The 25,546-nt window shown below is 64.0% G+C and carries 26 protein-coding genes; 15 read left to right on the top strand and 11 right to left on the bottom strand.

Annotation, left to right across the window (positions count from 1 at the left end):
* Nucleotides 1-153 precede the first annotated feature (153 nt).
* The 4 genes from phnC to phnE (EN862_RS00385) all read left to right on the top strand — a co-directional run bounded on the left by phnC (nucleotide 154) and on the right by phnE (EN862_RS00385) (nucleotide 4,549).
* Nucleotides 154-1,011 (top strand): phosphonate ABC transporter ATP-binding protein, encoded by an 858-nt coding sequence (phnC, locus tag EN862_RS00400; protein ID WP_127868324.1) that lies wholly within the window; start codon nucleotides 154-156, stop codon nucleotides 1,009-1,011.
* Between the two features lie 149 nt (nucleotides 1,012-1,160).
* The gene (gene phnD / locus EN862_RS00395) at nucleotides 1,161-2,069 is read left to right on the top strand and encodes a phosphonate ABC transporter substrate-binding protein (protein ID WP_127868323.1); all 909 of its coding nucleotides are present in this window, start codon (nucleotides 1,161-1,163) and stop codon (nucleotides 2,067-2,069) included.
* 160 nt (nucleotides 2,070-2,229) lie between these two features.
* Nucleotides 2,230-3,183, top strand: coding sequence for a phosphonate ABC transporter, permease protein PhnE (gene phnE / locus EN862_RS00390; RefSeq protein WP_127868322.1), 954 nt, complete (start codon nucleotides 2,230-2,232; stop codon nucleotides 3,181-3,183).
* 7 nt (nucleotides 3,184-3,190) lie between these two features.
* Nucleotides 3,191-4,549: a phosphonate ABC transporter, permease protein PhnE gene (phnE, locus tag EN862_RS00385; RefSeq protein WP_189401109.1), complete on the top strand. Its 1,359-nt coding sequence runs from the start codon at nucleotides 3,191-3,193 to the stop codon at nucleotides 4,547-4,549.
* Nucleotides 4,550-4,725: 176 nt separating this feature from the next.
* On the opposite strand, the gene EN862_RS00380 is transcribed toward phnE (EN862_RS00385), so the two are convergent.
* From EN862_RS00380 to EN862_RS00370, 3 genes are all read right to left on the bottom strand, one after another.
* Nucleotides 4,726-5,577, bottom strand: a complete 852-nt coding sequence (locus tag EN862_RS00380) for a sugar phosphate isomerase/epimerase (protein WP_127868320.1) — start codon at nucleotides 5,575-5,577, stop codon at nucleotides 4,726-4,728.
* A gap of 205 nt (nucleotides 5,578-5,782) precedes the next feature.
* Nucleotides 5,783-6,970, bottom strand: a complete 1,188-nt coding sequence (locus EN862_RS00375; RefSeq protein WP_127868319.1) for a Gfo/Idh/MocA family oxidoreductase — start codon at nucleotides 6,968-6,970, stop codon at nucleotides 5,783-5,785.
* A gap of 143 nt (nucleotides 6,971-7,113) precedes the next feature.
* The gene (locus EN862_RS00370; RefSeq protein ID WP_127868318.1) at nucleotides 7,114-8,169 is read right to left on the bottom strand and encodes a sugar phosphate isomerase/epimerase; all 1,056 of its coding nucleotides are present in this window, start codon (nucleotides 8,167-8,169) and stop codon (nucleotides 7,114-7,116) included.
* A 399-nt stretch (nucleotides 8,170-8,568) separates the two neighbouring features.
* On the opposite strand from EN862_RS00370, the gene EN862_RS00365 reads away from it, so the two are divergent.
* The 5 genes from EN862_RS00365 to EN862_RS00345 all read left to right on the top strand — a co-directional run bounded on the left by EN862_RS00365 (nucleotide 8,569) and on the right by EN862_RS00345 (nucleotide 12,865).
* Nucleotides 8,569-9,456 carry a sugar phosphate isomerase/epimerase gene (locus EN862_RS00365; protein ID WP_127868317.1) on the top strand — a complete coding sequence of 296 codons (888 nt, stop codon included), beginning with the start codon at nucleotides 8,569-8,571 and terminating at the stop codon, nucleotides 9,454-9,456.
* A gap of 56 nt (nucleotides 9,457-9,512) precedes the next feature.
* Nucleotides 9,513-10,682 (top strand): mandelate racemase/muconate lactonizing enzyme family protein, encoded by a 1,170-nt coding sequence (locus tag EN862_RS00360; protein WP_127868316.1) that lies wholly within the window; start codon nucleotides 9,513-9,515, stop codon nucleotides 10,680-10,682.
* 2 nt (nucleotides 10,683-10,684) lie between these two features.
* Nucleotides 10,685-11,401, top strand: a complete 717-nt coding sequence (locus EN862_RS00355) for a FadR/GntR family transcriptional regulator (protein WP_127868315.1) — start codon at nucleotides 10,685-10,687, stop codon at nucleotides 11,399-11,401.
* A gap of 64 nt (nucleotides 11,402-11,465) precedes the next feature.
* Nucleotides 11,466-12,446 (top strand): hydroxyacid dehydrogenase, encoded by a 981-nt coding sequence (locus tag EN862_RS00350; protein WP_127868314.1) that lies wholly within the window; start codon nucleotides 11,466-11,468, stop codon nucleotides 12,444-12,446.
* A gap of 158 nt (nucleotides 12,447-12,604) precedes the next feature.
* A complete protein-coding gene (locus EN862_RS00345; RefSeq protein WP_245519454.1) occupies nucleotides 12,605-12,865 on the top strand; it encodes a hypothetical protein in 261 nt (86 codons plus the stop codon).
* Here the strand turns inward: EN862_RS00345 and EN862_RS00340 are convergent, their stop codons facing one another.
* On the bottom strand, nucleotides 12,866-14,161 hold the full coding sequence (locus EN862_RS00340; protein WP_127868312.1) for an amidase: 1,296 nt from the start codon (nucleotides 14,159-14,161) through the stop codon (nucleotides 12,866-12,868). It lies immediately after the preceding gene.
* A 119-nt stretch (nucleotides 14,162-14,280) separates the two neighbouring features.
* On the opposite strand from EN862_RS00340, the gene EN862_RS00335 reads away from it, so the two are divergent.
* The 3 genes from EN862_RS00335 (at nucleotide 14,281) to EN862_RS37485 (ending at nucleotide 15,805) form a co-directional block, all read left to right on the top strand.
* Nucleotides 14,281-14,628: a GFA family protein gene (locus tag EN862_RS00335; RefSeq protein ID WP_127868311.1), complete on the top strand. Its 348-nt coding sequence runs from the start codon at nucleotides 14,281-14,283 to the stop codon at nucleotides 14,626-14,628.
* A gap of 183 nt (nucleotides 14,629-14,811) precedes the next feature.
* Entirely contained in the window at nucleotides 14,812-15,330 is a 519-nt protein-coding gene (locus EN862_RS37490; RefSeq protein WP_348632054.1) for a hypothetical protein, read from the top strand.
* Nucleotides 15,331-15,337: 7 nt separating this feature from the next.
* Nucleotides 15,338-15,805, top strand: a complete 468-nt coding sequence (locus tag EN862_RS37485; RefSeq protein ID WP_348632053.1) for a hypothetical protein — start codon at nucleotides 15,338-15,340, stop codon at nucleotides 15,803-15,805.
* Between the two features lie 100 nt (nucleotides 15,806-15,905).
* Here EN862_RS37485 and EN862_RS00325 read toward each other — a convergent pair whose 3' ends face one another.
* The 7 genes from EN862_RS00325 to EN862_RS00295 all read right to left on the bottom strand — a co-directional run bounded on the left by EN862_RS00325 (nucleotide 15,906) and on the right by EN862_RS00295 (nucleotide 22,621).
* The gene (locus EN862_RS00325) at nucleotides 15,906-17,009 is read right to left on the bottom strand and encodes an ABC transporter ATP-binding protein (protein WP_127868310.1); all 1,104 of its coding nucleotides are present in this window, start codon (nucleotides 17,007-17,009) and stop codon (nucleotides 15,906-15,908) included.
* The gene (locus EN862_RS00320; protein ID WP_127868309.1) at nucleotides 17,009-18,112 is read right to left on the bottom strand and encodes an ABC transporter ATP-binding protein; all 1,104 of its coding nucleotides are present in this window, start codon (nucleotides 18,110-18,112) and stop codon (nucleotides 17,009-17,011) included. The genes EN862_RS00325 and EN862_RS00320 overlap by 1 nt, the downstream gene beginning before the upstream one ends.
* Nucleotides 18,109-18,330 carry a hypothetical protein gene (locus tag EN862_RS00315; protein ID WP_127868308.1) on the bottom strand — a complete coding sequence of 74 codons (222 nt, stop codon included), beginning with the start codon at nucleotides 18,328-18,330 and terminating at the stop codon, nucleotides 18,109-18,111. Before EN862_RS00315 ends, EN862_RS00320 begins: the two co-directional genes overlap by 4 nt.
* On the bottom strand, nucleotides 18,327-19,283 hold the full coding sequence (locus EN862_RS00310; protein WP_127868307.1) for a carbohydrate ABC transporter permease: 957 nt from the start codon (nucleotides 19,281-19,283) through the stop codon (nucleotides 18,327-18,329). The genes EN862_RS00315 and EN862_RS00310 overlap by 4 nt, the downstream gene beginning before the upstream one ends.
* A 1-nt stretch (nucleotide 19,284) precedes the next feature.
* Nucleotides 19,285-20,190: a sugar ABC transporter permease gene (locus tag EN862_RS00305; protein WP_095769195.1), complete on the bottom strand. Its 906-nt coding sequence runs from the start codon at nucleotides 20,188-20,190 to the stop codon at nucleotides 19,285-19,287.
* A 66-nt stretch (nucleotides 20,191-20,256) separates the two neighbouring features.
* A complete protein-coding gene (locus tag EN862_RS00300) occupies nucleotides 20,257-21,573 on the bottom strand; it encodes an extracellular solute-binding protein (RefSeq protein ID WP_127868306.1) in 1,317 nt (438 codons plus the stop codon).
* 391 nt (nucleotides 21,574-21,964) lie between these two features.
* Entirely contained in the window at nucleotides 21,965-22,621 is a 657-nt protein-coding gene (locus EN862_RS00295) for a TetR/AcrR family transcriptional regulator (RefSeq protein WP_127868305.1), read from the bottom strand.
* Nucleotides 22,622-22,898: 277 nt separating this feature from the next.
* Here EN862_RS00295 and EN862_RS00290 point away from each other — a divergent pair, with 277 nt between their 5' ends.
* The 3 genes from EN862_RS00290 (at nucleotide 22,899) to EN862_RS00280 (ending at nucleotide 25,430) form a co-directional block, all read left to right on the top strand.
* On the top strand, nucleotides 22,899-24,095 hold the full coding sequence (locus EN862_RS00290) for a Tm-1-like ATP-binding domain-containing protein (protein ID WP_127868304.1): 1,197 nt from the start codon (nucleotides 22,899-22,901) through the stop codon (nucleotides 24,093-24,095).
* Nucleotides 24,096-24,105: 10 nt separating this feature from the next.
* The gene (locus tag EN862_RS00285; RefSeq protein WP_127868303.1) at nucleotides 24,106-24,948 is read left to right on the top strand and encodes a phosphoenolpyruvate hydrolase family protein; all 843 of its coding nucleotides are present in this window, start codon (nucleotides 24,106-24,108) and stop codon (nucleotides 24,946-24,948) included.
* 65 nt (nucleotides 24,949-25,013) lie between these two features.
* Entirely contained in the window at nucleotides 25,014-25,430 is a 417-nt protein-coding gene (locus tag EN862_RS00280; RefSeq protein WP_127868302.1) for a cupin domain-containing protein, read from the top strand.
* The last annotated feature ends 116 nt before the right edge of the window (nucleotides 25,431-25,546 follow it).

Below are 25,546 nucleotides of genomic sequence, written 5' to 3'. Positions count from 1 at the left end.
TAGCCGGCCCGATCAAAATCCCTGTGCTGGGAATTAACCCCACAAGCCTGTGACTCGTAACAAAACTGACATCAATCCGACACCCCAGCTTCATCGGGCTGCGCTAGCGAAGGCTAACAGACCTGCAAAACCGCGACGGACTGGAGTTTTGGTATGTCAGCATCATCGGCCACGCTCGAAATCCGCGGCGTAACCCGACGATTTGGCAAGAACACCGCTGTCAGCGACATCAACATCTCGATCACGCGCGGGCAGATGGTCGGCATCATCGGCCGCTCCGGCGCCGGCAAGTCGACGTTGCTGCGCATGATCAATCGTCTCATCGATCCCAGCCAGGGGTCGATTTTTTTTGACGGCGCCGAGGTCTCCAGCCTGCAGGGATCGCCGCTGCGCCGCTGGCAGCGCGACTGCGCCATGATCTTCCAACAGTTCAACCTCGTGCCGCGCCTCGACGTCTTGACCAACGTGCTGCTCGGCCGCCTCAACCATCGCTCGACGGTTTCCAACCTGCTCGGCATGTTCACGCGCACCGAATGCGCCGAGGCGGTGGCCGCGCTCGAGCGCCTCGACATCGCCCGTACCGCGCTGCAGCCGGCCGGCACTCTGTCCGGAGGCCAGCAACAGCGTGTCGCGATCGCCCGCGCCATGATGCAGCAGCCGAAAGTGCTTCTGGCCGACGAGCCGATCGCCTCGCTCGACCCGCTCAACGCCAAGGTGGTGATGGATTCGCTGCGCGACATCAATCTGCGCGAAGGCATCACCGTCGTCACCAATCTGCACACGCTGGACACCGCGCGCGCCTATTGCAACCGCATCATCGGCATGGCCGCCGGCAAGGTCGTCTTCGACGGCGCCCCGGAAGACCTCGACCGCGACGCCGTGCGCACCGTCTATGGCGCCGATGCCAGCGGCGCCGAGATTTCCGAGGCAATCACGTCGACCAGCGTGACCGTCAGGCCGAAGATCACCGCATCCGCCGGACCGCTCGAGCCCGCCTTCCCTGGCTACTGAGTCCATCGCCCCGACCCCAGTCGGTCCCGGCAAATCGTGGATTTCGGCAGAGCAACCCGGATCGCCCGCCAGCGTCAAAGGCAAGACTTGAAAAATCAGAACGCCGCCGGCGCGCAGCCGGAACAACAGGAGAGAGAGAGAGAGAGCAAATGTTCAGGAAGATGGTTTTTGGAGCGGTTTCGCTGCTCGCCATGGCGGCCAGTGCCGCGCACGCCGCTGATATCAAGGAATTCCGCGTCGGCATCCTCGGCGGCGAGAATGAGACCGACCGTCTGCGCAACTATCAGTGCCTCGCCGATCACCTGAAGTCGGAATTCGGCTTCGAGAAGGTGTCGCTGTTCCCGGCCGCCGACTATGACGGCGTCATCCAGGGCCTGCTCGGCGGCACGCTCGACTTCGCCGAGCTCGGCGCGTCCGGCTACGCCAGCGTCTATCTGAAGGACCCGAAGGCCGTCACTCCGATCCTGACCACCCAGCAGACCGATGGCTCGACGGGCTATTATTCGGTTGGCCTGGCGCTGAAGACCTCCGGCATCACCGACATCAAGTCGGCCAAGGGCAAGAAGCTCGGCTATGCCGATCCGGACTCGACCTCGGGCTATCTGATCCCGCTGACCCAGATTCCGAAGGACACCGGCGCTTCCAACGAGACTTATTTCGCCTCGACCCAGTTCAACGGCGGCCATGAGAACAACGTGCTGGCCGTGCGCGACGGCAAAGTCGACGTTGCCGTGGACGATTCCTCGGGCATCGGCGACTTCAAGAACGGCTACACTTCCGGCACCTTCCACAAGGAAGTCGCCAAGGGCGCCGTCGACCCGAACGACTTCGTCGAAGTGTGGCGCTCGGGCCTGATCCCGAACGGTCCGCTGGTTGTCCGCACCGCGCTGGGCGACGACATGACCGCCAAGCTCACCGCCTTCTTCACCGCCCTGCCGGCCAAGGACAAGGCCTGCTTCGAAGGCGTCGAAGGCGGCGACTTCACCGGCTACGTGCCCGTGAAGCCGGACTTCTACAACGTCATCGTCGAAGCCCGCAAAGCCGCTATCGGCGGCTAAAGGCATCAGGAAAAGGGCGGCGCTCACCAAAGCGACGTGCGTCCACTTGGACGCACAAAGTACGCTTTGGCACTTTGGATTGCCGCATCGGACTCTCCGAAAATCGGACTTCGATTTTCGGGCCGATGCGTCGGCGCCGCCCTTTTTGCATGTCCCGATCATGACATCAGCGACACTTCATTCCGACGCCACCCGCCAGCAGGCCGACGCCTGGCGGCGCCAGACATCGCTGCGCCGCTTCTACACCGCGCTTGGCGTCGGCCTGCTGCTTGTCGCCATGTTCGCGACCATGTGGTTCGCCGACGAGGCCAATGCCGGCCACTTCTTCGACCGCCTGCCGCATATCCTCGATTTCCTGAGCTGGCTGATCCCGAAGGATTGGAACGATGTCTGGCGGGCGCTGTTCGACATCGCTTCGCCCAGCGACAAGGGCACGCAGGAATTCAACTTCCCGCTCGGCCGCGTCTATGTCTGGGGCGGCTTCTACATCCCCGAATATTTCGAGCTGATGCTGACCACGGTGAACGTGGCGCTGGTCTCGACCTTCATCGGCTTCGTCTTCGCCGTTCCATTCTCCTTCATCGCCGCGCGCAACCTGACGCCGAGCCCGGCCCTGCGGCTCGTCGTCAAGCGCTTCATGGAATTGCTGCGCGCCTTCCCAGAGATCGTTATTGCCGGCGTGTTCGCGGCCATCGTCTCGATCGGCCCCGTCGCCGCCATCATCGCCATCGGCCTGCATTCGATCGGCGCGCTGGGCAAGCTGTTCTATGAGATCAACGAGAACATCGACATGCGCCCGGAGGAAGGCCTGCGCGCCGTCGGCGCCAACTGGTTCGAGCGCGTGCGCTTTGCCGACCTGCCGCAGGTGCTGCCCAATTTCATGTCCTACACGCTGCTGAGAATCGAGATCAATGTGCGCATCTCGACCATCATGGGCGCGGTCGGCGGCGGCGGCATCGGCGAGGAATTGAAACTTGCCATCTCGCGCGGCTTCGGCGCCAAGACGCTGGCGCTGGTGCTCCTGCTCTTCATCACCATCATCCTCGTCGACCAGTTCTCCGCCTGGCTACGCCGCAAGCTTGTCGGCGAGCAGGCATTTCTGATGAGCGCCTGATATGGCTATGACTGTCGACGAAGTCAGCGCGATCGAAAACCGTCATCCACAGATCTTCCAGCGGCCGGCCTACAAGCGCTTCTGGCCGCTGCTGCTCATCGCCGGCACAGTGCTCTATCTTGGCTATGCCTTGTGGTTCTTCAGCCTGCCGCAGGTGCTGCGCGAGTCGCATTGGGAGCGCCTGCCGCTCTTCCTGTCGCAATGGATCAGCTACGACCTGCAGCCGGAGTTCCGTCTCGACCAGCCCGAGATCACGCCGAAATACCCGCGCTTCTCCGCGCTCGGGGAAAACCCCAACCCGGACTGGGTGATCAAGAATCCCGACGGCACTTACACCGTGCAGATCGACGGCAGCGCCAAATCCGTCACCTTCGACAAGACCAGGGCGACGATCACGGCCAACGGCGTGACCGTGCCGATATCGCTGACCGGCGGCAAGCCGGTGATCACGGGTCCGGTACCCGACTGGGTGACGGTCCATGACGACGAGGTCGTCGCCAAGCTTGGCTTTGTCGGCGAGGTGCGCGTCACAGTCGACCGCGTCAAGATCCGCAAGCGCTTTCTCGGCTGGGCCAACTTCGTCTTCGACACGCGCTCGCCTTTCTTCGGCAAATCATATGGCGAGGTCATCTCGCTGATCGTCTCCGGGCCGGAACTCAAGCCCGGCACATCGAACCTTGCTCTGGCCGCCGACAATTTCTGGAACAACGCGCAGTGGCAGCACGGCGATGTCTGGACGAAGCTGCTGCAGACCATCGTCATGGCCTTCCTCGGCACATTGCTCGGCGGCATCGTCGCCTTCCCGCTCGCCTTCTTCGCCGCCCGCAACATCACGCCGACCGGCGTTCTGAGCCAGGTGCTGAAGCGCTTCTTCGATTTCATGCGCTCGGTCGACATGCTGATCTGGGCGCTGTTCTTCACCCGCGCCTTCGGCCCCGGACCGCTGGCCGGCAGCGCTGCGATCTTCTTCACCGAGATCGGCACGCTTGGCAAAACCTATTCGGAGGCGCTTGAGAACATCGACGACAAGCCGCGCGAAGGCGTGCTCTCGACCGGCGCCAACGAGATTTTGGTGCAACGCTACGGCGTGCTGCCGGAAGTGGTGCCGGTCTTCATCAGCCAGACGCTCTACCAGTGGGAATCCAACACCCGCGGCGCCACCATCATCGGCGCCGTCGGCGCCGGCGGCATCGGCCTGAAGCTGTGGGAAGCGATGCGCACCAATTCGAACTGGGCCAACGTCTTCTACATGGTGCTCTTGACGCTGCTCGTCGTTTTCATCTTCGACAACATCTCGAACTTCCTGCGCCGAAGACTGAGCCGCACGCTGCATGATTATAATCGGCTGCAGGCCGAGCGGGGGTAGCCCTACCTTCGTCATCCTCGGGCTTGACCCGAGGATCCATTCCGTTCCCTGACCCGGAGAATGCAGCGGTGCAGAATTCTGCATCGTCGCGGAGCGTCGACGTCACGGAATGGATCCTCGGGTCTCCGCGTCCGCTTCGCTCCCGCTCCGCCCGTGGATGACGAACGGAGAGGCGCCTACGCGGCAGCCTTCCACCCGTCCCTGATATGCCTGTACCCCTCGCGGTAAACCGCCTCCGGGCTCTCCGCGAAATCGCGCCACACCTTGGTCGCCGCGGCCAGGTCCTTCAGCGAGCGGCCAAACGACTCGATCGTCAGCCAATCGTCATAGCCACTCTTGCGGATGGCGGAGAAAGTCTCCTTCCACGGAATGTTGCCGCGCCCCGGCACGCCGCGGTCGTTCTCCGAAATGTGTATATGAACGATATTCCGGCGATGCTTCGTATAGGCGCCGATCGGATCGGCCTCCTCGATATTGGCATGGAAAGTGTCGTACATCGCCTTGATGTGCGGCCGGTCGATCGCGTCGATGTGCTCCGACAGGTCGGCCATGGTGTTGACCAGATAGCATTCGAAGCGGTTGAGCGCTTCGAGCCCGATGGTCACGCCCTTCTTGCCGGCATGGTCGCCGATGGCGCGCTGCGAGGCGATCGAGCGCTTCTTCTCGGCAGCCGTCGGCCCGCTGCCGGAAAAGGCGCCGAGCGTCGAATGCAGCGGCCCGCTCAGCGTGTTGGCGCCAAGGGCAGTGCTGCAGTCGATTGCCCATTTCATGTAGTCGATGCCGGCCTTGCGCGTCGCGGCATCCGGCGAGATCAGGTTCATCGCCGGATCGCCCATCGCCGAGACCGCGGTGCGCTCCAGGCCGATGCGGTCGAGCATTTCGCCGAGTTTCTTGTAGTCGTCCGGCGAGCCCGCAAAGACCGGTATCTCGACGCCGTCGAAACCGGTCGCCTTGATGTCCTTCAACAGCGGCTCGTGCTTCTTCGAGACGCTGGTGGTCCACAAGAACATGCACATGCCGATTTTCATCGACACCCCCTCCCCACCTTGCGGCCAGCCGCTTGCGTTGGCGGGCCACCTCATCCGGCCGCTTCGCGGCCACCTTCTCCCCGAGAGGGAGAAGAGGTCGGCGCCGGCGCTTACCTGCTCCTCTCCCCTCGGGGAGAGGTCGGATTGCCCCGAATTGCCCTTCGCAATTCGGTTGGCAATCCGGGTGAGGGGGCGCCGCCGCTGACTACAGTTTCGTCCACGCCCCATTCTTCTTCGACGACTTCACGCAGGCCTCGATGAAGGCCATGCCTTCGACGCCGTCCGCGATCGTCGGGAAGACCACATCCTTCCCCGGCTTGCCACCCTTCCTGCGCGCCGCGCGGATGGCGCGGGCGGCCTCCTGATAGATGTTGGCAAAGCCTTCGAGATAGCCTTCCGGATGGCCGGACGGCACGCGGGTCACACGCGCGGCCACCGGCATCGCGCCGGCGCCAGCCCGAGTGAGCAGCTGCTTCGGCTGGCCGAACGGCGTGTACCAGAGATAGTTCGGGTCGGCCTGCACCCATTCCAACCCGCCCTTCGAGCCATAGATGCGCAGCTTCAGCCCGTTCTCATGGCCGGGCGCCACCTGGCTTGCCCAGATCATGCCCTTGGCCGGATGCTTGTTGCCGACCGGCTTGAAGCGCAGCATGACATTGACATTGTCGTCGAGCTGGCGGCCCGGCACGAAGGCGTCGAGATCGGCCGACAGCGAATCCAGCTCGAGCCCCGAGACGAAGCGGGCAAGGTTATAGGCATGCGTGCCGATGTCGCCCAGCGCGCCGCCGGCGCCGGCCTGCTTCGGATCGGAGCGCCACGAGGCCTGCTTCTGGCCGGTGGCGGCGAGGTCCTCGGTCAGCCAGTCCTGCGGATATTCCGACTGCACGATGCGGATGTCGCCGAGCTGGCCCTTGGCCACCATCTCGCGCGCCTGGCGGATCATCGGATAGGCGGTGTAATTGTGGGTAAGCACGAACACCTTGCCGGCCTTCTCGACCAGGGCGGCAAGCTTCTTCGCCTCGGCCAGCGAAGTCGCCAGCGGCTTGTCGCAGATAACGTGGATACCGGCCTCGAGGAAGGCCTTGGCCGCCGGCACATGCACGTTGTTGGGCGTGACGATGGCCACCGCCTCGATGCCGTCGGGACGCTTGGCTTCGGCCTTTGCCATCTCGGCATAGGAGCCGTAGCTGCGTGCCGGATCGAGCCCGAGTTCCTCGGCCGAGGCCTTTGCCCGTTCCGGGTTCGACGACAGCGCGCCGGCCACCAGCACGAAGTCGTTGTCCATGCGCGCCGCGATGCGATGCACCGCGCCGATGAAGGCGCCCTGCCCGCCGCCAACCATGCCGTAGCGGATCGGGCCGCCTCCCGTTTCCGACTTCGATGCGCCGACCATTTTCGTCCTCTCCTCTAGGCTCCTCACCCTCCCCCTTGCGAAGAGGGACCGACGCGCAGCGTCGGGCGGGTATCAGGGTCCGCCGCGGCCTGGAATTCAATCCCACCCGGACCCGCAGTCGAATCTTCTCAAAGAATTCGCGGTCAAATCCCCATCATCGCGCGCAGCAGCTTCTTGTCGGTCGTGCCGGCGGCGAAATCATCGAAGGCTTTCTCGGTCACCCGGATGATGTGATGCTGGATGAAGGGCGCGCCTTCGGCCGCCCCGTCCTCGGGATGCTTGAGGCAGCATTCCCACTCCAGCACCGCCCAGGAATCGTAATTGTATTGGGTGAGTTTTGAGAAGATGCCGCCGAAATCCACTTGCCCGTCGCCAAGCGAACGGAAGCGGCCCGCTCGGTTCACCCAGCCCTGATAGCCGGAATAGACGCCCTGCCGTCCGGTCGGGTTGAACTCGGCATCCTTGACGTGGAACGCCTTGATCCGCTCGTGGTAGATGTCGATGAATTCGAGATAGTCGAGCTGCTGCAGCAGGAAATGCGACGGGTCGTAATTGATGTTGCAGCGCTTGTGGCCGCCGACCGCGTCTAGGAACATCTCGAAGGTCGCGCCGTCGAACACGTCCTCTGAAGGGTGGATCTCGTAGCCGACATCGACGCCATTGTCCTCATAGACATCGAGGATCGGCTTCCAGCGCTTGCCGAGCTCGCCGAAGGCTTCCTCGATCAGTCCGGCCGGCCGCTGCGGGAAGGGATAGAGGTAGGGGAAGGCCAGCGAGCCGGTGAACGACACCGAGGCGTTCAGCCCGAGATTGCGCGACGCTTTGGCGCCGAACTTCATCTGTTCGACGGCCCATTGCTGGCGCGCCTTGGGGTTGTTATGCACCGATGGCGGCGCGAAGCCGTCCATCTGCGCGTCATAGGCGGGATGCACCGCCACCAATTGGCCCTGCAGGTGCGTCGACAATTCGGTGATCTCGACGCCGGCATCGGCGCAGATGCCTTTCACCTCGTCGCAATAGGCCTTCGACGACGCCGCCTTCTCGAGGTCGAACAGGCGGGCGTCCCAGGTCGGGATCTGCACGCCCTTGTAGCCGAGGCCGGCCGCCCATTTGGTGATCGAGGCCAGTGAATTGAACGGTGCGGCGTCGCCCGCGAACTGCGCCAGAAACAGGCCGGGACCCTTCATCGTCGTCGGCATCGGCATCCTCCCTCTCTTGTTTTCGCGACCAAAGCATAGCGCCGATTTGAGCGAGGGCCAGCCTGTTTGGTCAGTCCTGACGGCATCTAAACGCCATGCCATTCTGGTATTACCAAATCTCGTAATTCGGTCAAGCGCCCGAAAGCCTCAAATGGGCGCCAACCTTGCTGCCAACTTGGCAAAATTTTCTCGTAAAATCATAGCATTGATCAGGACGATCAGTGCCACCTGCCCGCTCCTTGCCGTATATTAAAATTTGCTGTAGAGGTCATGGAAGGCCCAATTGGTCGAACCAGTTTCGAAGAAAATGCTGGCAACGCCTTGGGGAGGAAACGTGCGGCCGCCTCTTGAGGCGTCGCGGGGTAAAAAGTGACAGGCGAATTCTGGGAAGGATAGACCATGCATCTTTCGACGCACAATTGGATGCGGGCGGAGCCGCTGGAGGTGACGCTGAAGCGCATCAAGAAGTTCGGCTACGAATCCATCGAGATTTCCGGCGAGCCCGAGCAGTACAAGACCAAGGAGACGCGCGCGCTGCTGAAGGAGCACGGCATCCGCTGCTGGGGTTCGGTGACGCTGATGCTGGGCGAACGCAACCTCGCCGCCAAGAACCAGGGCCAGCGCGAGCGGTCGGTCCAATACGTCAAGGACGTGCTCACCATGGTGAGCGAGCTCGACGGCGAGATCATCACGCTGGTCCCCGCGACCGTCGGCAAGGTGGTGCCGGACGGCACCGAGGCGGAGGAATGGGGCTGGGTGGTCGATGCCACGCGCGAATGCTTCACCCATGCCAAGAAGGTCGGCGTCCGGATCGCCATCGAGCCGCTGAACCGCTTCGAGACCTACCTCTTCAACCGCGGCGCTCAGGCGCTCGCGCTCGCCGACGCGGTGAGCCCCGAATGCGGCGTCTGCCTCGACGCCTACCACATCCACATGGAGGAATTTAACGTCTATGACGCGATCCGCCAGGTCGGAAAGCGGCTGTTCGACTTTCATGTCGCCGACAACAACCGCTTCGCCGCCGGCCTTGGCCAGATCGACTGGCCGAAGATCGTGCGCACGCTGAAGGACGTCGGCTACGACGGCGCGCTGACCAATGAATTCGTCGCGCCCGTCGACCGCACGCCGGCCGCGCCCTATCCGGAGATGGTCGAGCGCAATCCGGTCGACATCTCGCCCGAGCAGCTCAAATTCATCCAGGACCACGGCTCCAGCGTGCTTACGGAGAAATTCTACACTGACCAGATGCGCATCACAGCCGAAACGCTGCTGCCACTGATCAAGTAGACCTCCGATCAAAGCTTGTCCTTCCGCCTGGCGGGCGGAGGGGCCGAAGGGAAAACATGCGCATCAAAAGCGTCCAGGCCTGGTGGGTCCGTGTCCCGATCGAAGCCGCGAAGCAGCATCGCAGCGACTTCGGCCAGGTGACGACGTTCGACGCCGCCATTTTGCGCATCGAGACCGATGACGGCCTGGTCGGCTGGGGCGAGGGCAAGAACGCCGCCGGCAGCGCCGGCAGCTACGGCGCGCTCGTCCACATGCTCAACCACGAGATCGCCCCGCAGCTCATTGGCCGTGATCCGGCCGATATCGGCGTCATCTGGGAGATGCTCTACAACGGCGTGCGGCACGAAACGGCGGCGCATGCCGGCCATGCCATGCCGCAGCTGGCGCGGCGCGGCATGAGCGTGGCGGCGATCAGCGCCGTCGACATCGCGCTCTGGGACATCCTCGGCAAGTCGCTCGGGCAGCCGGTATGGCGGCTGCTCGGCGGTCGCAAGGTCGAGCGCATGCAGGCCTACGCCTCGGGCGGCTGGGCCTCCCCCGACGCCATCGGCGAGCAATTGAAATCCTACATCGCCAAGGGCGGCTTCAAGGCGCTGAAGATGCGCGTCGGCGCCATGGACGGCGCGCCTCATCTGTCGGCCGCGCGCGTGCGCGCCGCAAGGCAGGCGATCGGTCCCGACGTTGACCTGATGGTCGACGCGCACGGCACCTACACCGTGGCCGAGGCCAAGCGCTTCATCAGCCTCACCGCCGATCTAGACCTCGCCTGGTTCGAGGAACCGGTGATCGCCGACGACAAGCCGGGCATGGCCGAGGTGCGCGCCTCGGGCTCGACGCCGATTGCGACAGGCGAGAGCGAGGCGACGCGCTACGCCTTCCGCGACCTGGCGGTGCTGAAATCGGCCGACATCTTCCAGCCGGATCCGGCGTTTTGCGGCGGCATCAGCGAGGCCATGAGGATCGGCACCATCGCCAGCGCCTTCAACCTGCGCTTCGCGCCGCATCTATGGGCCGGCGCGCCCTGCTTCTTCGCCGGGCTGCATATCTGCGCCGCCTCGCCCGCCTCCTTCATCATCGAATATTCGCTCGGCGCCAATCCGATGATCCACGACCTGGTCGAGCAGACTGTCGAAGCGAAGGACGGTATGATAGCGATCCCTGAAATGCCTGGATTGGGATTCACCATCTCCGAGCGGTTCCTGGAGGCGCACGCGCAACGTATTTGACGATGAAAGAAAAGAACCTTCTCGCGGAACTCGCCGCCTATCTCTTCTCCAACTCGGACAAGGAGTCCGGCCGTACGCCGTCGGAACGCGAGCTGGCGGAACATTTCGGCGTCAGCCGCGGCCAGATCCGCGAGGCGCTCGCCATACTCGAAGCCATGCGCATCGTCGAGCGGCGCGCCAAGTCCGGAATCTATATCGACACCAAGCAGGCAAGCGTCGAAGCGCTGGCGCTGTTCGCCCGCGCCGGCCTGCCGCTCGATCCGGTGCAGATTTACGAGACGGTCGAGCTGCGCAAGATCCATGAGATCAAAGCGGCCGAATTGGCCTGCTCGCGCGCCACCGAGGAGAACTTCGAACGCCTGCGCGAGATCCTGAAAGCCTCCGAAGAGCGCATTGCCGCCGGCGAAGGCCTCGCCAAGGAGGACCGCGAGTTCCACCTCGAGATCGTGCGCGCGACCAAGAACAGCGTCTTCCACAACATCTGCAGTGTCTATTACCTGATGGGCGAGCAGCGCCTGCCGATCTATTTCAACGATCCCGAACGCTCAGTGCGCTCGCATGCCGAGCACATCCAGATCTACGAAGCGCTGCTGCGCCGCGACGGCAATCTCGCCCAGGCCCTGATGAACGCCCATTTGCAGGGCGCCGAGAGCTACTGGAAGGGGATCATCGAAGGCCACGGAACGGAGCCGAAAAGCGCGGCGCTCGAAAAGGCTTGAGCAATTCCAGGAAAAGTGTGAAGCGGTTTTCCGTCCGGAATTGCGTGAAACAAATGGACCCCCCATGCGCAAGATCCTGTCGACGCATCCGCTGCATCCACGCGCCACGGCCATGCTGGCCGGCGCCGGGCGGCTTGTGATCGCTTCCGCGCTCGATCCCAAGACGCTGACCAGCGAAGCCCGCGACGCCGACATCGTCATCGTGCGCGCGCAGTTGCCGCCGGAACTGTTTGCGGGTGCTTCGAACCTGCGCGCGGCGATCCGCCACGGCGCCGGGCTGGACATGATCCCGCTCGAGGCGGCGACCGCCGCCGGCGTGCTGGTCGCGAACGTGCCTGCGGTCAACGCCCGCTCGGTCGCCGAGCATGTGATGTTCGTAGCGCTTGCCCTATTGCGCCGCTTCCGCGCGATGGACCGCGACCTGCGCGCCAAGGGCTGGCTCGCCGGGCGCGAGCACGCCAATTCGACCAGCGAGCTTGCCGGCAAGACCATCGGCATCGTCGGCCTCGGCGCGGTCGGCCAGGCCGTCGGCCATATCGCCGCCCATGGCTTCGACCTCAATGTCGTGGCGACGACCCGCAGCCTGCGCCCGGCGCCCGAACGCGTCGGCTTCCTGTCGATCGACGCGCTGGTCGAGCAAAGCGACATCATCGTGCTCTGCTGCCCGCTGACGGAGGAGACGCGAGGGCTAATCAGCCGCGAGCGCATCGCCCGCATGAAGCCCAACGCGCTGCTGATCAACGTATCGCGCGGCCCGGTGGTCGATGACGAGGCGCTGATCGAAGCCTTGCGGGAAGACCGCATCGGCGGTGCGGCGCTCGATGTTTTTTCCACGCAGCCGCTGCCGCCCAACCATCCCTATTTCGACTTCGACAACGTCATCATCACCCCGCACATGGCCGGCATCACCGAGGAATCGATGATGCGCATGGGCGTCGGCGCGGCGGGCGAGGCGCTGCTGGTGCTGGCCGGCAAGCTGCCGGTCAACCTGCGCAATCCGGAAGTGATCGAGCACTACCGGCGACGCTTTCCGATGGACGTGTAGAGCATCGCCGTTTTGCCCCAATTCTCCGCGACGTTGAAAACATGTCCCGCCGTCGCTTCCCGTTACTTGCCGTCGCCGCCTCCTTGGTCGCGGCATTGCCCTCGCTTGCCACGGCCGAGAGCAACAGTTACGTCTACTGCAGCAATGGGATAGCTTGCGTGATGGCTCCCTGCCCTTCCGGCGACGCACTCGACCTCACCACCGGCGCGGTCATCAAGGGCGTGGTGATCGACACGACCCGATTGCCGCCGTTGGATAGGGCCGCGGTCGATTTCCCAGACAAGCTTTACGCCGGAAAGATCGTCGTAAGAGGGTCGATCCAGCATCGCGTCGAGGACCACAACTTGCCTTGGCTGGTCGCGACGCGCGTCGTGCGCGCCGCCAAGGACGGCGAGCGCAAGCACTGCTCGGCGCGCTGATTACCCGCGCAGCAGCGCCTCGACAGCGGCCGCAATGCGCAACAGGCGCCTGTCATCCCCATGCTTGCCCACCAGCATCAACCCGGCCGGCAGCTTGGTGCCCGGCATCGGCAGCGAGATCGCGCAGAGGTCGAACTGGTTGGCGACCTGCGTGTTGCGCAAGAGCAGGCCTTCGGTCCTGTCGCGCAACGCCTCGTCCCCGGCCATGGCGGCAATGGAAGGCGCGACCATCGGCACGGTCGGCAAGGCTAGCACGTCGACTGCGTCCAGCCGTCCCGCCATCGCCGCCACAAGCTCGCCGCGGCGGCGGATCGTGCGGATATAGGCCGAGGCGGGAACCGCCAGCGCGCGCGACAACGGCCCGGTAACATGCGGATCGACGGGCACCGAGGCTCCGCTCGCCAGCCAATCGGCATGCACTTCGGCGCCTTCCATCGACGCGATCGTGCTGCGTCTGGTGGCAGCGCGCATCTCGGCGACGAGATCGTCGATGGACACATCGGCGACGCCTGCGCCGGCCTGCCCGATCCTGTCGAGGCAGGCCTCGAAAGCTCCGGCGACCTCGGCTTGCGTCTCGCCGAACAGCACGCCGCGCGGGATGCCGATGCGCAAGGTCTCGAGCGAGCCCGGCTGAAGCGCCGCCGGCTCTTCTCCCGCCATGATCGCATCGGTGAGCGCGCAATCGGCGACGCTGCGGGCAAGCGGGCCGATCGAATCCAGCGTCATCGACAGCGGAAAGGCGCCGGTCAAAGGCACACGCCGCGCTGTCGGCTTGAAGCCGACGACGCCGTTGAGCGAGGCCGGAATGCGCACCGAGCCGCCAGTATCCGAACCGATGGAGATGTCGCTTGTACCCTCGCCGACCGCAACGCCCGCACCCGATGACGAGCCGCCCGGAATCAGCCTGGCGTCGGCAGCATTGCCGGGCGTGCCGTAACGCAGATTGTCGCCGATCGCGGTGAAGGCGAACTCGGTCATGTTGGTCTTGCCGAGGATGACGGCGCCCGCCTGTCGCAGCCTCCGCACGATCACCGCATCTCGCGCGGCAGGTGCGGCTTCGGCGCGGATCAGCGACCCGGCCGCTGTCGGCTCGCCGGCGACGTCGAACAGGTCCTTGATCGAAACGATACGCCCGTCGAGCGGGCCAAGGCTGACGCCGGCTTTGCGGCGAGCGTCGGACGCATCGGCGGCTGCCCGAGCGGCCTCGGCATAGAACTTCGTGTAGACGCGCTCATCGGCCGCGCGATTGGCAAGACGTGACAGGATGGTTTCGAGACGGTCGCGGGTGGATTGCATTTTCGATGTCGGGCCTTGCAAAATTGCAACGTCTTTTAAGCGGGCGGCCGATGTTGGGCCGGCAAAGAGATAACCCGGCAAGTGTGCCTTTGCACCCTGCCAGCGACGGGAAGATGCTGATGCTGTACAAAGGCAGCTGCCACTGCGGCAAGGTGGCGTTCGAGGTCAAAGGTGAGATCGGCGGCGCGGTGCGCTGCAACTGCTCGATCTGCGCGCGCAAGGGCGCGCTGCTGTGGGCGGTGCCGCATGGCAGCCTGCGCCTGGTCGCCTGGGGCGATGACCTCGGCAAATACACTTTTGGCAAGGGCTCGATCGCGCATCGTTTCTGCCGGACCTGCGGCATCCACCCTTTCGCCGAGGATGTCGGCGAAAGCGGCGAGCGCACGGCCTATATCAACATCAACTGTCTCGAGGACATCGATCTTGCCGTGGTGGAGGTCTTCGGCTTCGACGGCCGCGCCGCTTAGGCGTGCCCCGGTCGATCAAAAGGCCTTGATTGAAATCAAGGGCTATTCCCGATCCGCCGCTATCTTGCCTGCGAATTTGTTCGAGAGGGCACGATGAACAGGCGAACGATGCTCGTGGGCGCAGGCGCCGCGCTTGTCGCGGCCGGCTCAGGCGCCGCCGCTTGGCGATCGGCCGTCGGATCCATGGCCCAGTATGAGGCCTTCGCCGCCGGATTGCGTGACCGCCTGACGCCCGATCTTGAGGCCGTCGTCCGTTACGCAACCTTGGCGGCCAATAGCCATAATACCCAGCCCTGGCGGTTCCAGCTTGAAGAGCATGCAATCGAGATCCGGCCCGACCTTCAGAGGCGGACCCCGGTCGTCGATCCTGACGATCATCATCTCTATGTCAGCCTGGGATGCGCCGCGGCCAATCTCATGCTCGCTGCGGCGGCGACTGGCCGCACCGGCGAGGCTTCGCTTACGGCGGACGGCAACGGGATCCGTTACGATTACCTCATGGGCGAGGCGAAAGCGGATCCGCTGACCGACGCCATTCCGAAACGCCAATCGACGCGTGCCGAATATGATGGCCGTGCCACCCCTGCCGCGGATCTCGCCGAACTTGAGCGCGCAGCCGCGATACCGGGTGTGAGCCTGGCGCTTGTCACGGATCGGGCGCGGATGAAGCAGGTGCGGAATCTTGTCCTTGCGGGCAAATGAAGACCAGATGAACGACCCCGCATTCATGCATGAACTGAAGCAGTGGATACGCTTCAACCCGCGCAGCGCGATGGCTCGAGGCGATGGACTCTTCTCAGCCGCGAGCGGCAGCCCGGTGCTGCCGACCAGCCTGGGCCGGATCGCCCTGGACCGGCTGTTCAGCGTCGCCCAGGAAAATCAGAAATACGCCCGTCAGATCGACTCATCGGCAGGGGTGGCGATCTTCTTTGGCGAGCGGCCGGACCACGATCACTGGATCAGGGTCGGCCAGGCATGCCAGCGCTTCGCTTTGGCGGCGACGAGCCTGGGACTTAAGCTCGCCTTCATCAATCAGCCTGTCGAGGTCGCCCGCCTGCGCGCCGACCTGGCGGCGATTGTCGGCGAGACACGCAGGCCGGATGTCGTGATGCGCTTCGGATATGGGCCGGCCCTACCTTTTTCGCCAAGGAGGCCGGTGGCTTCGGTCATGACATGATGCTGGATGGCTGACATGGTCGGTTGACCTGTCAGCCAGGCTGCCCGCCGGCGCTCTCGGCCTGGTCGGGCGCGGCGAAATAAGGCGGCAGGCGAAGCCGCTATCCCGCGTGCCGCAGGCTCACCCCGCTGCCCTTGTCGAACATCACCACCTTGTCGGGGTTCCAGGCAAAGCGCACCGGCTGCTCGATCGCGACAGCAGTCCTGGCCGGCACAGTCGCCCGCAGCATCGTATCGCCGACCCTGAGCGTCACGATCTTCTCGACGCCGTGGTTCTCGACGTCGTGGACCTGGGCCTCCACCGGAGCGCCGCTTTCCAGATACACGTCCTCCGGACGGATACCGAAGACGAGTGGCCGACCATCGGTCGCGCCACTCGTCCTGCCCCCGCCAAAAGTCTTGCCCCCAGTTGCAAGCGGCAGTTCGAAATTCATCGGCGCCATCACCGCGCGGTCGTTGACCAGTTTGCCGTCGATCAGGTTCATCGGCGGCGAGCCGACGAAGCTCGCGACATAGGTGTCGCGCGGATTGTTGTAGATCTCCTGCGGCGTGCCGGTCTGGACAATGCGGCCATGGTTGAGCACGCCGACCTTGTCGCCCATCGACATCGCCTCGATCTGATCATGCGTGACGAACAGGAACGTGGCGCCAAGCTGCATCTGCAGGTTCTTCAGCTCCGTGCGCAGCGCCTCGCGCAGCTTGGCGTCGAGCGCCGACAGCGGCTCGTCCATCAGGAAGACGCGCGGCTTGCGCACGATGGCGCGGCCGATCGAGACGCGCTGCATCTCGCCGCCGGAAAGCCGGTCGGTCTTGCGGTCGAGAAGATGCTCGATCCTGAGCGTGCGAGCGGCGCGGGCGACACGGTCCTTGATCTCGGCATCCGGCAGCCGGCGGATCTTCGGCTTCAGTGGGAATTCGAGGTTCTCGCGCACCGTGTAGCGCGGATAGAGCGAATATTGCTGCAGCACCAGAGCCACGTCTCGCTCCGCCGCACCCCATCCGGCAACGTCGACGCCGTCGATCAGAACCTGACCCTCGGTCGGCTTGTCGAGTCCGGCGATCAGGCGCAGCGTCGTCGTTTTGCCGGCGCCGGTTTCGCCGAGCAGCACGAAGAACTCGCCGTCGGCAATGTCGAGGTTGAGGCCGGTCAGCGCGGTGTGGCCGCCGAATTTTTTGGTGATGTTCCTGAGTTCGATATGGGCCATTACAGCCTTACTCCGAGTGACTTGCCGCTTGCCGTGTCGAAGAAATGCGCCTGTTCCGGATCGATGCGGACATGAACCCTCTCGCCGGGACCCGAAACGTAACCGGCTTTGGTGCGTGCGCGCAGCATCGCGGAGCCGACCTTGAGGTCGACGATGTCGAAGGATCCCAACGGCTCGATGATGCTCGCCTCGACCGGCATGTAGCCGGGCGCCGCATCGTGCCGGACGAGCACGCCCTCCGGCCGGATGCCAAGCGTCAGGCCGCCGTTGGAATGCCCGTTGAGCTTGGACAGGAGCTGGCGCGGGAACTCGAAGCCCGCCGGCGCTTCGCCGACCGTCACGGAAGCGGCGCCGGCCTGATCCGCGACGCGGGCCTCGGCGATGTTCATCACCGGGCTGCCGACGAACTGCGCCACGAACAGATTGGCCGGGTGGGAATAAACCTCGTCCGGCGTGCCGACCTGCTGGATGAAGCCTTCGTGCATGATGACGATGCGGTCGGCGAGGCTCATCGCCTCGATCTGGTCATGGGTGACGTAGATCGTGGTCGACCCCTGCTTGACGTGCAGGCGCTTGATCTCGGCCCGCATCTCTTCGCGCAGCTTGGCGTCCAGCGCGCCGATCGGCTCGTCCATCAGCATGGCCTTCGGCCGCCGCACCAGCGCCCGGCCGATCGCCACCCGCTGCATGTCGCCGCCCGAAAGCGCCGACGGCCGCTTGTCGAGCAGGTCGGTGATACGCAGGACCCGGGCGACCTCGCGCACGGACTTGTCGACCTCGCCGCTGCTCATGCGCGTGGCGCGCAGCGGAAAGGCGACGTTCTCGAACACCGTCATATGCGGGTAGAGCGAGAAGGACTGGAACACCATGGCGATATCGCGGTCGGCGGCCTTGAGGTGCTGCACCGGCTTGCCGTCGATCAGGATGTCGCCCTTGTCGATCGTCTCCAGCCCCGCGACCGCGCGCAGCGTCGTGGTCTTACCGCAGCCGGACTGGCCAAGCAGCACGATGAACTCGTTGTCGGCGATGGCGAGGTTCAAATTGTGGATGACCTGGACGGCACCGAAGAATTTCTCGATGCCGCGAAGTTCGATCTGCGTCACTGCCGGGCTCCCTCATGCGTCACGGCGCCGGTTTCCTCGCTCTGCTCCGGCGCGATCTTGGACGTGATGTTGAAGCCGATCAGCCCGATCAGGATGATCGTCACGCCGTAGGAATGCAGGTTGAGGCTCCATGGCTGGCAGAGCGCGACGATGCCGAGCACCATCAGGATCTGCGAGGCCGGCAAAAGGTATTTCTCGTTGGCGGCTCGAAAATTCATTTGCGGATCGCTCCGAACGTCACGCCGCGAAGCAGATGGTTGCGCAGCAGGAAGGTGAAGATCGCTACCGGCAGCAGGAACAGGAAGGTGCCTGCCGCGATCGTGGTCCAGTCCGGCAGGCCGGAGCCGATCTGCGACGGGATGAAGGGCGGCGCCGTCTGGGCGCGGCGGTTGGTCATGATCAGCGCGAAGGCATATTCGTTCCAGGCGGTGATGAAGCAGAACACGGCTGTCGCCGCGATGCCCGTCGCCGCTTCCGGCAGCACGATCTTGAAGAAGGCTTGCATGCGCGTGTAGCCGTCGACGAGCGCAGCTTCCTCATATTCCTTAGGAATCTCGTCCATGAAGCCCTTCATCAGCCAGACCGAGAAGGACAGGTTGAAGGCGACGTAGAGGATGATCAGCCCGATATGCGAGTCGTTGAGGCCGACCATCCGGTACATGAGGAACATCGGGATGGCGACCACGACCGGCGGCAGCATGCGCGTCGACAGGATGAAGAACAAAAGATCCGCCTCGCCGGCGATCTTGAAGCGGGAGAAGCCATAGGCGGTGAAGGTTCCCATGCCGACCGCCAGCACCGTGCTGATGACCGCCACGATCAGGCTGTTCATGAACCGGTCGGGATATTGCGAGAGCTGCACATCCTTGCCGACCTTCAGCACCCGCTCGCCGCCGTCATAGATGCGTTTTTCCCACCACGGCGCGGCCTCGTAGACTTGCGGGTCGACGGGCTTCTGCATCTGCACGCGCTTGGTGAACAGGCGGATGAACGGCGTCACTTCCGGCTGGAACAGCACGGTTGGCGGCACGCTAACGGCGAGCTCCTTCGGCTTGAAGGCCGTCGAGGCGATCCAGTAGATCGGCGCCAGGAAGATCAGCGTCGCGATCAGCACCGCGGCAATGGCAATGCGGTTGAAAGCGACCTCGGAAGAAGTGCGGACGGCGGCCATGTCAGCGCTCCTTCACCTTGTTGAGATACTTCACGTAGAGGTTGGTGATGGCCAGCACCATGATCAGCACGATGTAGGCCAGCGCGCAGGACTTGCCCGTGTCCCACTGCTGGAAGGCCTGCTTGTAGAGCCGGATCGCGATCAGCTCGGCGGTCGGCTGGGTCGTCATCGTGTAGGCGATGTCGAAGGTCTTGAAGGCTTCCATGGTGCGGAAGATCAGCGCGATCAGAAGGATCGGCGAGACTAGCGGCAAGGTGATGCGGGTGAAGGTGTACCACCATCCGGCGCGGTCGATTGCGGCGGCCTCGTAGAGATGCTGTGGCACCGCCGACAGGCCGGCGAGCGACAACAGCATCACGAAGGGCGACCACATCCAGATGTCGGTGATCGCGACCGCGTAGAGCGCGCTGTCGGGATTGGAGAGCCAGGCGAAGTCGCCAAGGCCGAAGACGTAGTTGATCGGGCCCCAGGACGGGCTGTAGAGCAGCTGCCAGAACAGGCCGACGACCGCCGCCGACATCATCATCGGCAGCAAAAGCAGCGTGGTGATCAGGCCCTTCATCGGAAAGGAGCGGTTGAGCAGCAGCGCCAGGCCGAAGCCGACGATCATCTGCCCGGCCACCGAGACGATGACGTATTTCGCCGTGATGACGAAGTTCGACCAGATGTGGTCGTCGCTCAGCAGCTCGCGATAATTCTGCAAGCCGACGAATTGCCATGGCTCGCTGCGGTTCGCGGCGAAATTCGTGAAGGAATAGCCGAGCGAATAGATCAGCGGAAAAATGTTGAAGACGATCAGGAAAACCAGCGTCGGGATGATGAAAAGGTTGCGGATGGTCAGATCCGACCAGCCGCGCGCGGCGGCCCTGGAGGCCGGATCAAGATTGGTGAGGGCTACCGAAGCCAACGAATGTCTCCCTGAAAACAGGAATGCCGGAGGGGAAACCCTCCTCCGGCATTCTGACTGTGGTGCTTACTTGTAGCGGTTGTACTTGGTGAAGGTCGCCTTCCAGTCGGCGGCGGTCTTGTCGAGCGCCTCCTGGGCGGTGCCCTTGCCGCCGACCACGAACGGATAGATGTTCTGGTTCAGCTGATCGAGCACTTCGGCGTATTCAGGCGTTGCCCAGAAGTCCTTGACCATGAACATCGTGTCGTAGAACGCCTTGTTGTAGGGCGTCGCGTTCTGGAAGGCATCCGACTTCAGCACGGCCTGGCTGCAGGTATAGCCGCCGAGCTCGGCCCATTTCTTCTGGGTCTCGTCCTTGATGAACCACTCCAGGAACTTCATCGCCTCGTCCTTGTTCTTCGAGTACGAGACGACCGAGATTCCCTGGCCGCCGAGAGCGGCGAAGCGCTTGCCGTCCGGACCGGCCGGATTGGCGAAGAAGCCGGTGGCGTCGGCATAGGGATTGGTGGCCTTGTTCACCAGCGGCGGGAAGAAGGCGAAGAAGTTCATGCTCATCGCGGCGAGGCCGCCAGTGATCGCCTGATTGTCTTCCACGAAGAAGGTCTTGCCCCAGCCGGGAGGCGTGAACTTGTAGAGTTCCTTGTACATGTCGAGGCCGGCGGCGGCCTCTTTCGAATTGGTGATGCCGTCGACCTTGTAGGTTGCGTAGTCGCCGAGATCGCCGCCATAGCTGAAGATGGCGCTTTCGACGCCCATCGCCATCGCGTCATAGGAATTGTCGGTGTAGATGGCGACGCCGTAACGCTTCTGGTCCGGACGGTGGAAGAACTCGGCGATGTCGCGCAGCTGCGCATAGGTCGTCGGCACCGCGAGATCGTAGCCATACTTCGCCTTGAAGGCTTCCTTCTCCTTCGGGTCCTCGAACCAGTCCTTCCGGTAGGACCAGCCGATCGCGTCGCCTTCCAGCGGGATCGCCCAGTATTTGCCGGACCCGCCGGGATATTCGGCATAGTATTTGATGGTCGCCGGCGCCATCACGTCATTGAGCTTGTGCTGATTGAAGAAGTCGGTGAGGTCGACATAGTGGCCTTGCGTCGAACCGGCGCCCAGCCATTGCGAGTCGCCGACGACCATGTCGTAGGCGTCGCCATGCGCGTTGAATTCGGTGAAAGCCTTTGTCTGGAAGTCGGGCCACGGCGTGGTCTGAACCGTGACCTTCACGCCGGTCTCGGCCGTGTAGTCGTTGACGAGTTCCTGCAGGTAGTTCGCCGGATCCCATTCCGCCCAGAAGATGGTGAGTTCCTTGTCCTGCGCGCGGACGGATGTCCCGCAGGCAAGTGCCAGCCCGATACCAGCGATCACGCTGGTCACAATCTTGCGCATAGTTTTCCTCCCTTGTGCGCATTCCACCGTGTCATGCGAGCCGGCGGTGAGGCCGACCCTGGTAGTTCCTCCTGTGATGCGCCTCCCCGGTTCCGGACCCTCCTCGCCCTGCCGGAAATGGATCGCAGCCTTCACTTTTGATCCGCGCTGTCGGTCCTAATCTGGTATTACCAATTTCAGCTTGGCGTCAAGCGCTTTCTTAAGCGTCCGATAGCAGTCGAACAAGCGGAGCGTCGCGATATCTGCCTGTTTTCCCTTGTTTTTCCTACTCTGCGATATGTGGCGCCCTTGTCACGGGCCGCCCACCACAACTAACATTCGAAACTGGCTTCGCAATCTGGTCGAACCAGATTTAAGCGGCTGTCACCCTTGACGCTGCCGACATTCCTGCTCATTTCGCTCCTGATTCCGCCATCGCGGCGCGCACCAGCGCCCCCGCCGCCCATTGCGCCACCGACATCATCTCGGCGCTGTCCAGCCCCCAGATGTCCTTCAGCACCGTGACGACTTCGACGCCGAACACCAGCGACAGCGCCTGCGCCAGGCGCCTGAACTGGCGCGGCTTCAGGCGGCCCTTGAGCGGCGCGATCGCGTCCTTCAGCAGGTCGACGCGATGGCCGCGCGTGAAGGCGGGTTCCGATCCGAGCGTGCCTGCCTGGCGCCGCGCCCATTGGTCGAGGGACAACTTCAGCGCCGCCTTGAACGTTGCCTCGAAGGTTTCGATGCGAGGCATTGCGGTGGCGAACAGATCCGCCACGCGCCGCTCGGCATCATTCGACGTGGACTTCCAGGTGAGGATCGGGCCGAGCCCTTCATCGACCACGGCCTGCACCAGCGCCGCCTGGCTCGGGAAATACCGGTAGGCGGTTGCGCGCGACACCTCCGCCGCCTCCGCGACCTCGCTGACCGAGGGCGTCATGCCGGACTGCATCAGCCGCGTCGCCGTTTCCAGCATCAGCCGCCTGGTGCGGGCGCGCGCCCCCTTCTCGACGACCGGCGCCTGGGCGGCCTCATCCTTGGCGACGGCTTGTTGACGTGAGACATCCATATCAATACGATACGCGCGTCTCAAAAATTTGCAATGGCGCAACGCTGGGCAATAATGGGGTCCCCATCAGCGACGAGGCTTTTGCTGAGGAGCTTAAGGGTGGGGCAAGAAAGAATAGTCTCCACCAGCGACGAGGCTTTTTTGCCGAGAAGCTTAAGGGTGGGGCAAGAAAGAAACGGTCCCCACCAGCGACGAGGCTTTTGCCGAGGAGCTTGAGCGTGGTGCAAAAAAGGCAGGCGCGGCAAAGCCGACCCTGCCGGACGACGGGGAAACGCGCATGAAGCGCATCTATGTGGTCGGCACCGCCGACACCAAAGGTGAGGAACTTGCCTTCCTCGCCGATGCAATCACTGCTGCGGGCGGCGCGGTCGTGCGTGTCGATATCGGCACGCGCCGTGCTACCGTCCCGGTGGATATCCCGGCCAGCGAGGTCGCCGCGCATCATCCCAAGGGAGTCCACGCCGTTCTCGGCCTCGATGACCGCGGCGCCGCCGTTGCGGGCATGGGGGCCGCTTTCGCCAATTTCATCGTCTCGCGCGATGACATCGCCGGCGTGATCGGCATTGGCGGCGGCGGCGGCACCTCGATCGTCACCGCCGGCATGCGCGCGCTGCCGCTCGGCCTGCCGAAGCTCATGGTCTCGACGCTCGCTTCCGGCGACACCGCGCCTTACGTCGACGTCTCCGACATCATCATGATGCCGTCGGTGACCGACATGGCGGGACTGAACAGGCTCTCGCGTGTCGTGCTGCACAATGCCGGCCAGGCGATCGCCGGCATGGCCGCGAAACCGGCGCCGATCGCCGCCGGCAAGCCGGCGCTGGGGCTGACCATGTTCGGCGTCACGACGCCTTGCGTGACGGCGATCGTCGAGCGCTTGCGCGCCGACTACGACTGCATGGTTTTTCACGCCACCGGCACCGGCGGCCGCTCGATGGAAAAGCTCGCCGATTCCGGCCTGCTGGCTGGCGTCCTCGACATCACCACGACCGAGGTCTGCGATTTCCTGTTCGGCGGCGTGCTGCCGGCAACGGAGGACCGCTTCGGCGCCATCGCCCGCACGAAACTGCCCTATGTCGGCTCGGTCGGCGCGCTCGACATGGTGAACTTTTGGGCGCCGCCGACCATTCCGGAGCGCTACCGCGGACGGCTGTTCTACGAGCACAATCCCAATGTCACGCTGATGCGCACCACCGCCGACGAATGCCGCCGGATCGGTGAATGGATCGGCGGCCGCCTCGCCCGCTGCGACGGCCCGGTCCGTTTCCTGATCCCGGAAAAGGGCGTCTCGGCGCTCGACATAGAGGGCGGCGCTTTCTTCGACGCTGAGGCCGATCAAGCGCTGTTCGAGGCCATCGAGCGCACGATCGAGCCGACGAAGGACCGCACCGTGACGCGCCTGCCGCTGCACATCAACGATCCCGCCTTCGCCACGGCCGCGGCCGAGGCTTTTCTCGACATCGCCAGCAAGTGAGACAAAAGGCATGGCCGCCATTCCGCGCAAAAAGATCCTCGAAAAATTCCGCAAGATGATCGCCGACGGCGTGCCGATCGTCGGCGGCGGCGCCGGCACCGGCCTGTCGGCCAAGGCCGAGGAAGCCGGCGGCATCGACCTGATCATCATCTACAATTCCGGCCGCTACCGCATGGCCGGGCGCGGCTCGGCTGCCGGCCTGCTTGCCTACGGCAACGCCAACGAGATCGTCAAGGAAATGGCCTATGAGGTGCTGCCGGTGGTGAAGAAGACGCCGGTGCTGGCCGGCGTCAACGGCACCGACCCCTTCGTCATCATGCCGCTGCTGCTTTCCGAACTGAAGACGATGGGCTTTTCCGGCGTGCAGAACTTTCCGACGGTCGGCCTGTTCGACGGCACCATGCGCCAAAGCTTCGAGGAGACCGGCATGGGTTTTGGGCTCGAGGTCGACATGATCGCCGAGGCGCACAAGCTTGATCTGCTCACCACGCCCTACGTCTTCAATCCGGACGAGGCGCGCGCCATGACCAGGGCCGGCGCCGATATCGTCGTCGCCCATATGGGCGTCACCACCGGCGGCTCGATCGGCGCCACCTCGGCGAAGACGCTCGACGCCTGCGTGAAGGAGATCGAAGCCATCGCCGATGCGGCGCGTTCGGTGCGCGAGGACGTCATCCTGCTGTGCCATGGCGGGCCGATCTCGATGCCCGACGACGCGCGCTACATCCTTGAGCGCTGCGAGGGTCTGCACGGTTTCTATGGCGCAAGCTCGATGGAACGGCTGCCAGCCGAAGCCGCGATCGCCAGGCAGACGGCGGATTTCAAGGCGGTCGCGCCAGGGCATCGGACCTAAAAGTGGAAGCCGGTTCTGGGAAAATCCGATGCCCCCGATGAAAGTGAAAACGAAGGGATGAGGCAATGGCCGACAAGAGCAAAGTGTTCGTCTACCCGAAGGATGTCAGCGCCTTCGGCTTCGATTGGGGCAGACTGTCGCTGACCGTCGCGCCGGAAGTGAACGGCGCTGACCGCTTTTCCGGCGGCGTCGTCGATCTGCCGCCCGGCCAGGGCCACACCCGCCACAACCACCCCGGCGCCGAGGAGATCATCTTCGTCATCTCCGGCCATGGCGAGCAGATGGTGGAGGACGAGAAGGGCAATCCGGTTGTGGCGAAGGTCGGCCCCGGCTGCACCATCTACGTGCCGGAAAGCCGCTTCCACTCGACGCTCAACACCGGCGACCAGCCGATGCAGCTCTTCGTCGTCTATTCGCCGGCCGGCCCGGAACTGGCGCTGCGCGACCTGCCGGATTTCAGGCTGCTGCCGGTAGGCAAATAGTCTTCAGCGTCGCAGCCCCCTCATCCGGCAGCTTCGCGGCCACCTTCTCCCCGAGGAGAGAAGAGGTGGGCGCCGGCGATCTCCTCTCCCCTCGGGGAGAGGTCGGATTGCCCCGA

The organism is Mesorhizobium sp. M2E.F.Ca.ET.219.01.1.1 (assembly GCF_004016445.2).
GTDB lineage: Bacteria > Pseudomonadota > Alphaproteobacteria > Rhizobiales > Rhizobiaceae > Mesorhizobium.
This window is presented reverse-complemented; position numbering and strand designations above follow the sequence as displayed.

Excerpts from the sequence above, each read along its gene's own strand:
- EN862_RS00290 (WP_127868304.1), top strand. The coding sequence starts at position 22,899 with ATGAAGCGCATCTATGTGGTCGGCACCGCCGACACCAAAGGTGAGGAA.
- phnC (WP_127868324.1), top strand. The coding sequence starts at position 154 with ATGTCAGCATCATCGGCCACGCTCGAAATCCGCGGCGTAACCCGACGA.
- phnE (WP_127868322.1), top strand. The coding sequence starts at position 2,230 with ATGACATCAGCGACACTTCATTCCGACGCCACCCGCCAGCAGGCCGAC.
- EN862_RS00355 (WP_127868315.1), top strand. The coding sequence starts at position 10,685 with ATGAAAGAAAAGAACCTTCTCGCGGAACTCGCCGCCTATCTCTTCTCC.
- EN862_RS00300 (WP_127868306.1), bottom strand. The coding sequence starts at position 21,573 with ATGCGCAAGATTGTGACCAGCGTGATCGCTGGTATCGGGCTGGCACTT.
- phnD (WP_127868323.1), top strand. The coding sequence starts at position 1,161 with ATGTTCAGGAAGATGGTTTTTGGAGCGGTTTCGCTGCTCGCCATGGCG.
- EN862_RS00360 (WP_127868316.1), top strand. The coding sequence starts at position 9,513 with ATGCGCATCAAAAGCGTCCAGGCCTGGTGGGTCCGTGTCCCGATCGAA.
- EN862_RS00285 (WP_127868303.1), top strand. The coding sequence starts at position 24,106 with ATGGCCGCCATTCCGCGCAAAAAGATCCTCGAAAAATTCCGCAAGATG.
- EN862_RS37485 (WP_348632053.1), top strand. The coding sequence starts at position 15,338 with ATGAACGACCCCGCATTCATGCATGAACTGAAGCAGTGGATACGCTTC.
- EN862_RS00375 (WP_127868319.1), bottom strand. The coding sequence starts at position 6,970 with ATGGTCGGCGCATCGAAGTCGGAAACGGGAGGCGGCCCGATCCGCTAC.
- EN862_RS00325 (WP_127868310.1), bottom strand. The coding sequence starts at position 17,009 with ATGGCCCATATCGAACTCAGGAACATCACCAAAAAATTCGGCGGCCAC.
- phnE (WP_189401109.1), top strand. The coding sequence starts at position 3,191 with ATGACTGTCGACGAAGTCAGCGCGATCGAAAACCGTCATCCACAGATC.
- EN862_RS00315 (WP_127868308.1), bottom strand. The coding sequence starts at position 18,330 with ATGAATTTTCGAGCCGCCAACGAGAAATACCTTTTGCCGGCCTCGCAG.
- EN862_RS00295 (WP_127868305.1), bottom strand. The coding sequence starts at position 22,621 with ATGGATGTCTCACGTCAACAAGCCGTCGCCAAGGATGAGGCCGCCCAG.
- EN862_RS00380 (WP_127868320.1), bottom strand. The coding sequence starts at position 5,577 with ATGAAAATCGGCATGTGCATGTTCTTGTGGACCACCAGCGTCTCGAAG.
- EN862_RS37490 (WP_348632054.1), top strand. The coding sequence starts at position 14,812 with ATGGCCCAGTATGAGGCCTTCGCCGCCGGATTGCGTGACCGCCTGACG.
- EN862_RS00335 (WP_127868311.1), top strand. The coding sequence starts at position 14,281 with ATGCTGTACAAAGGCAGCTGCCACTGCGGCAAGGTGGCGTTCGAGGTC.
- EN862_RS00350 (WP_127868314.1), top strand. The coding sequence starts at position 11,466 with ATGCGCAAGATCCTGTCGACGCATCCGCTGCATCCACGCGCCACGGCC.
- EN862_RS00310 (WP_127868307.1), bottom strand. The coding sequence starts at position 19,283 with ATGGCCGCCGTCCGCACTTCTTCCGAGGTCGCTTTCAACCGCATTGCC.
- EN862_RS00370 (WP_127868318.1), bottom strand. The coding sequence starts at position 8,169 with ATGCCGACGACGATGAAGGGTCCCGGCCTGTTTCTGGCGCAGTTCGCG.
- EN862_RS00365 (WP_127868317.1), top strand. The coding sequence starts at position 8,569 with ATGCATCTTTCGACGCACAATTGGATGCGGGCGGAGCCGCTGGAGGTG.
- EN862_RS00340 (WP_127868312.1), bottom strand. The coding sequence starts at position 14,161 with ATGCAATCCACCCGCGACCGTCTCGAAACCATCCTGTCACGTCTTGCC.
- EN862_RS00280 (WP_127868302.1), top strand. The coding sequence starts at position 25,014 with ATGGCCGACAAGAGCAAAGTGTTCGTCTACCCGAAGGATGTCAGCGCC.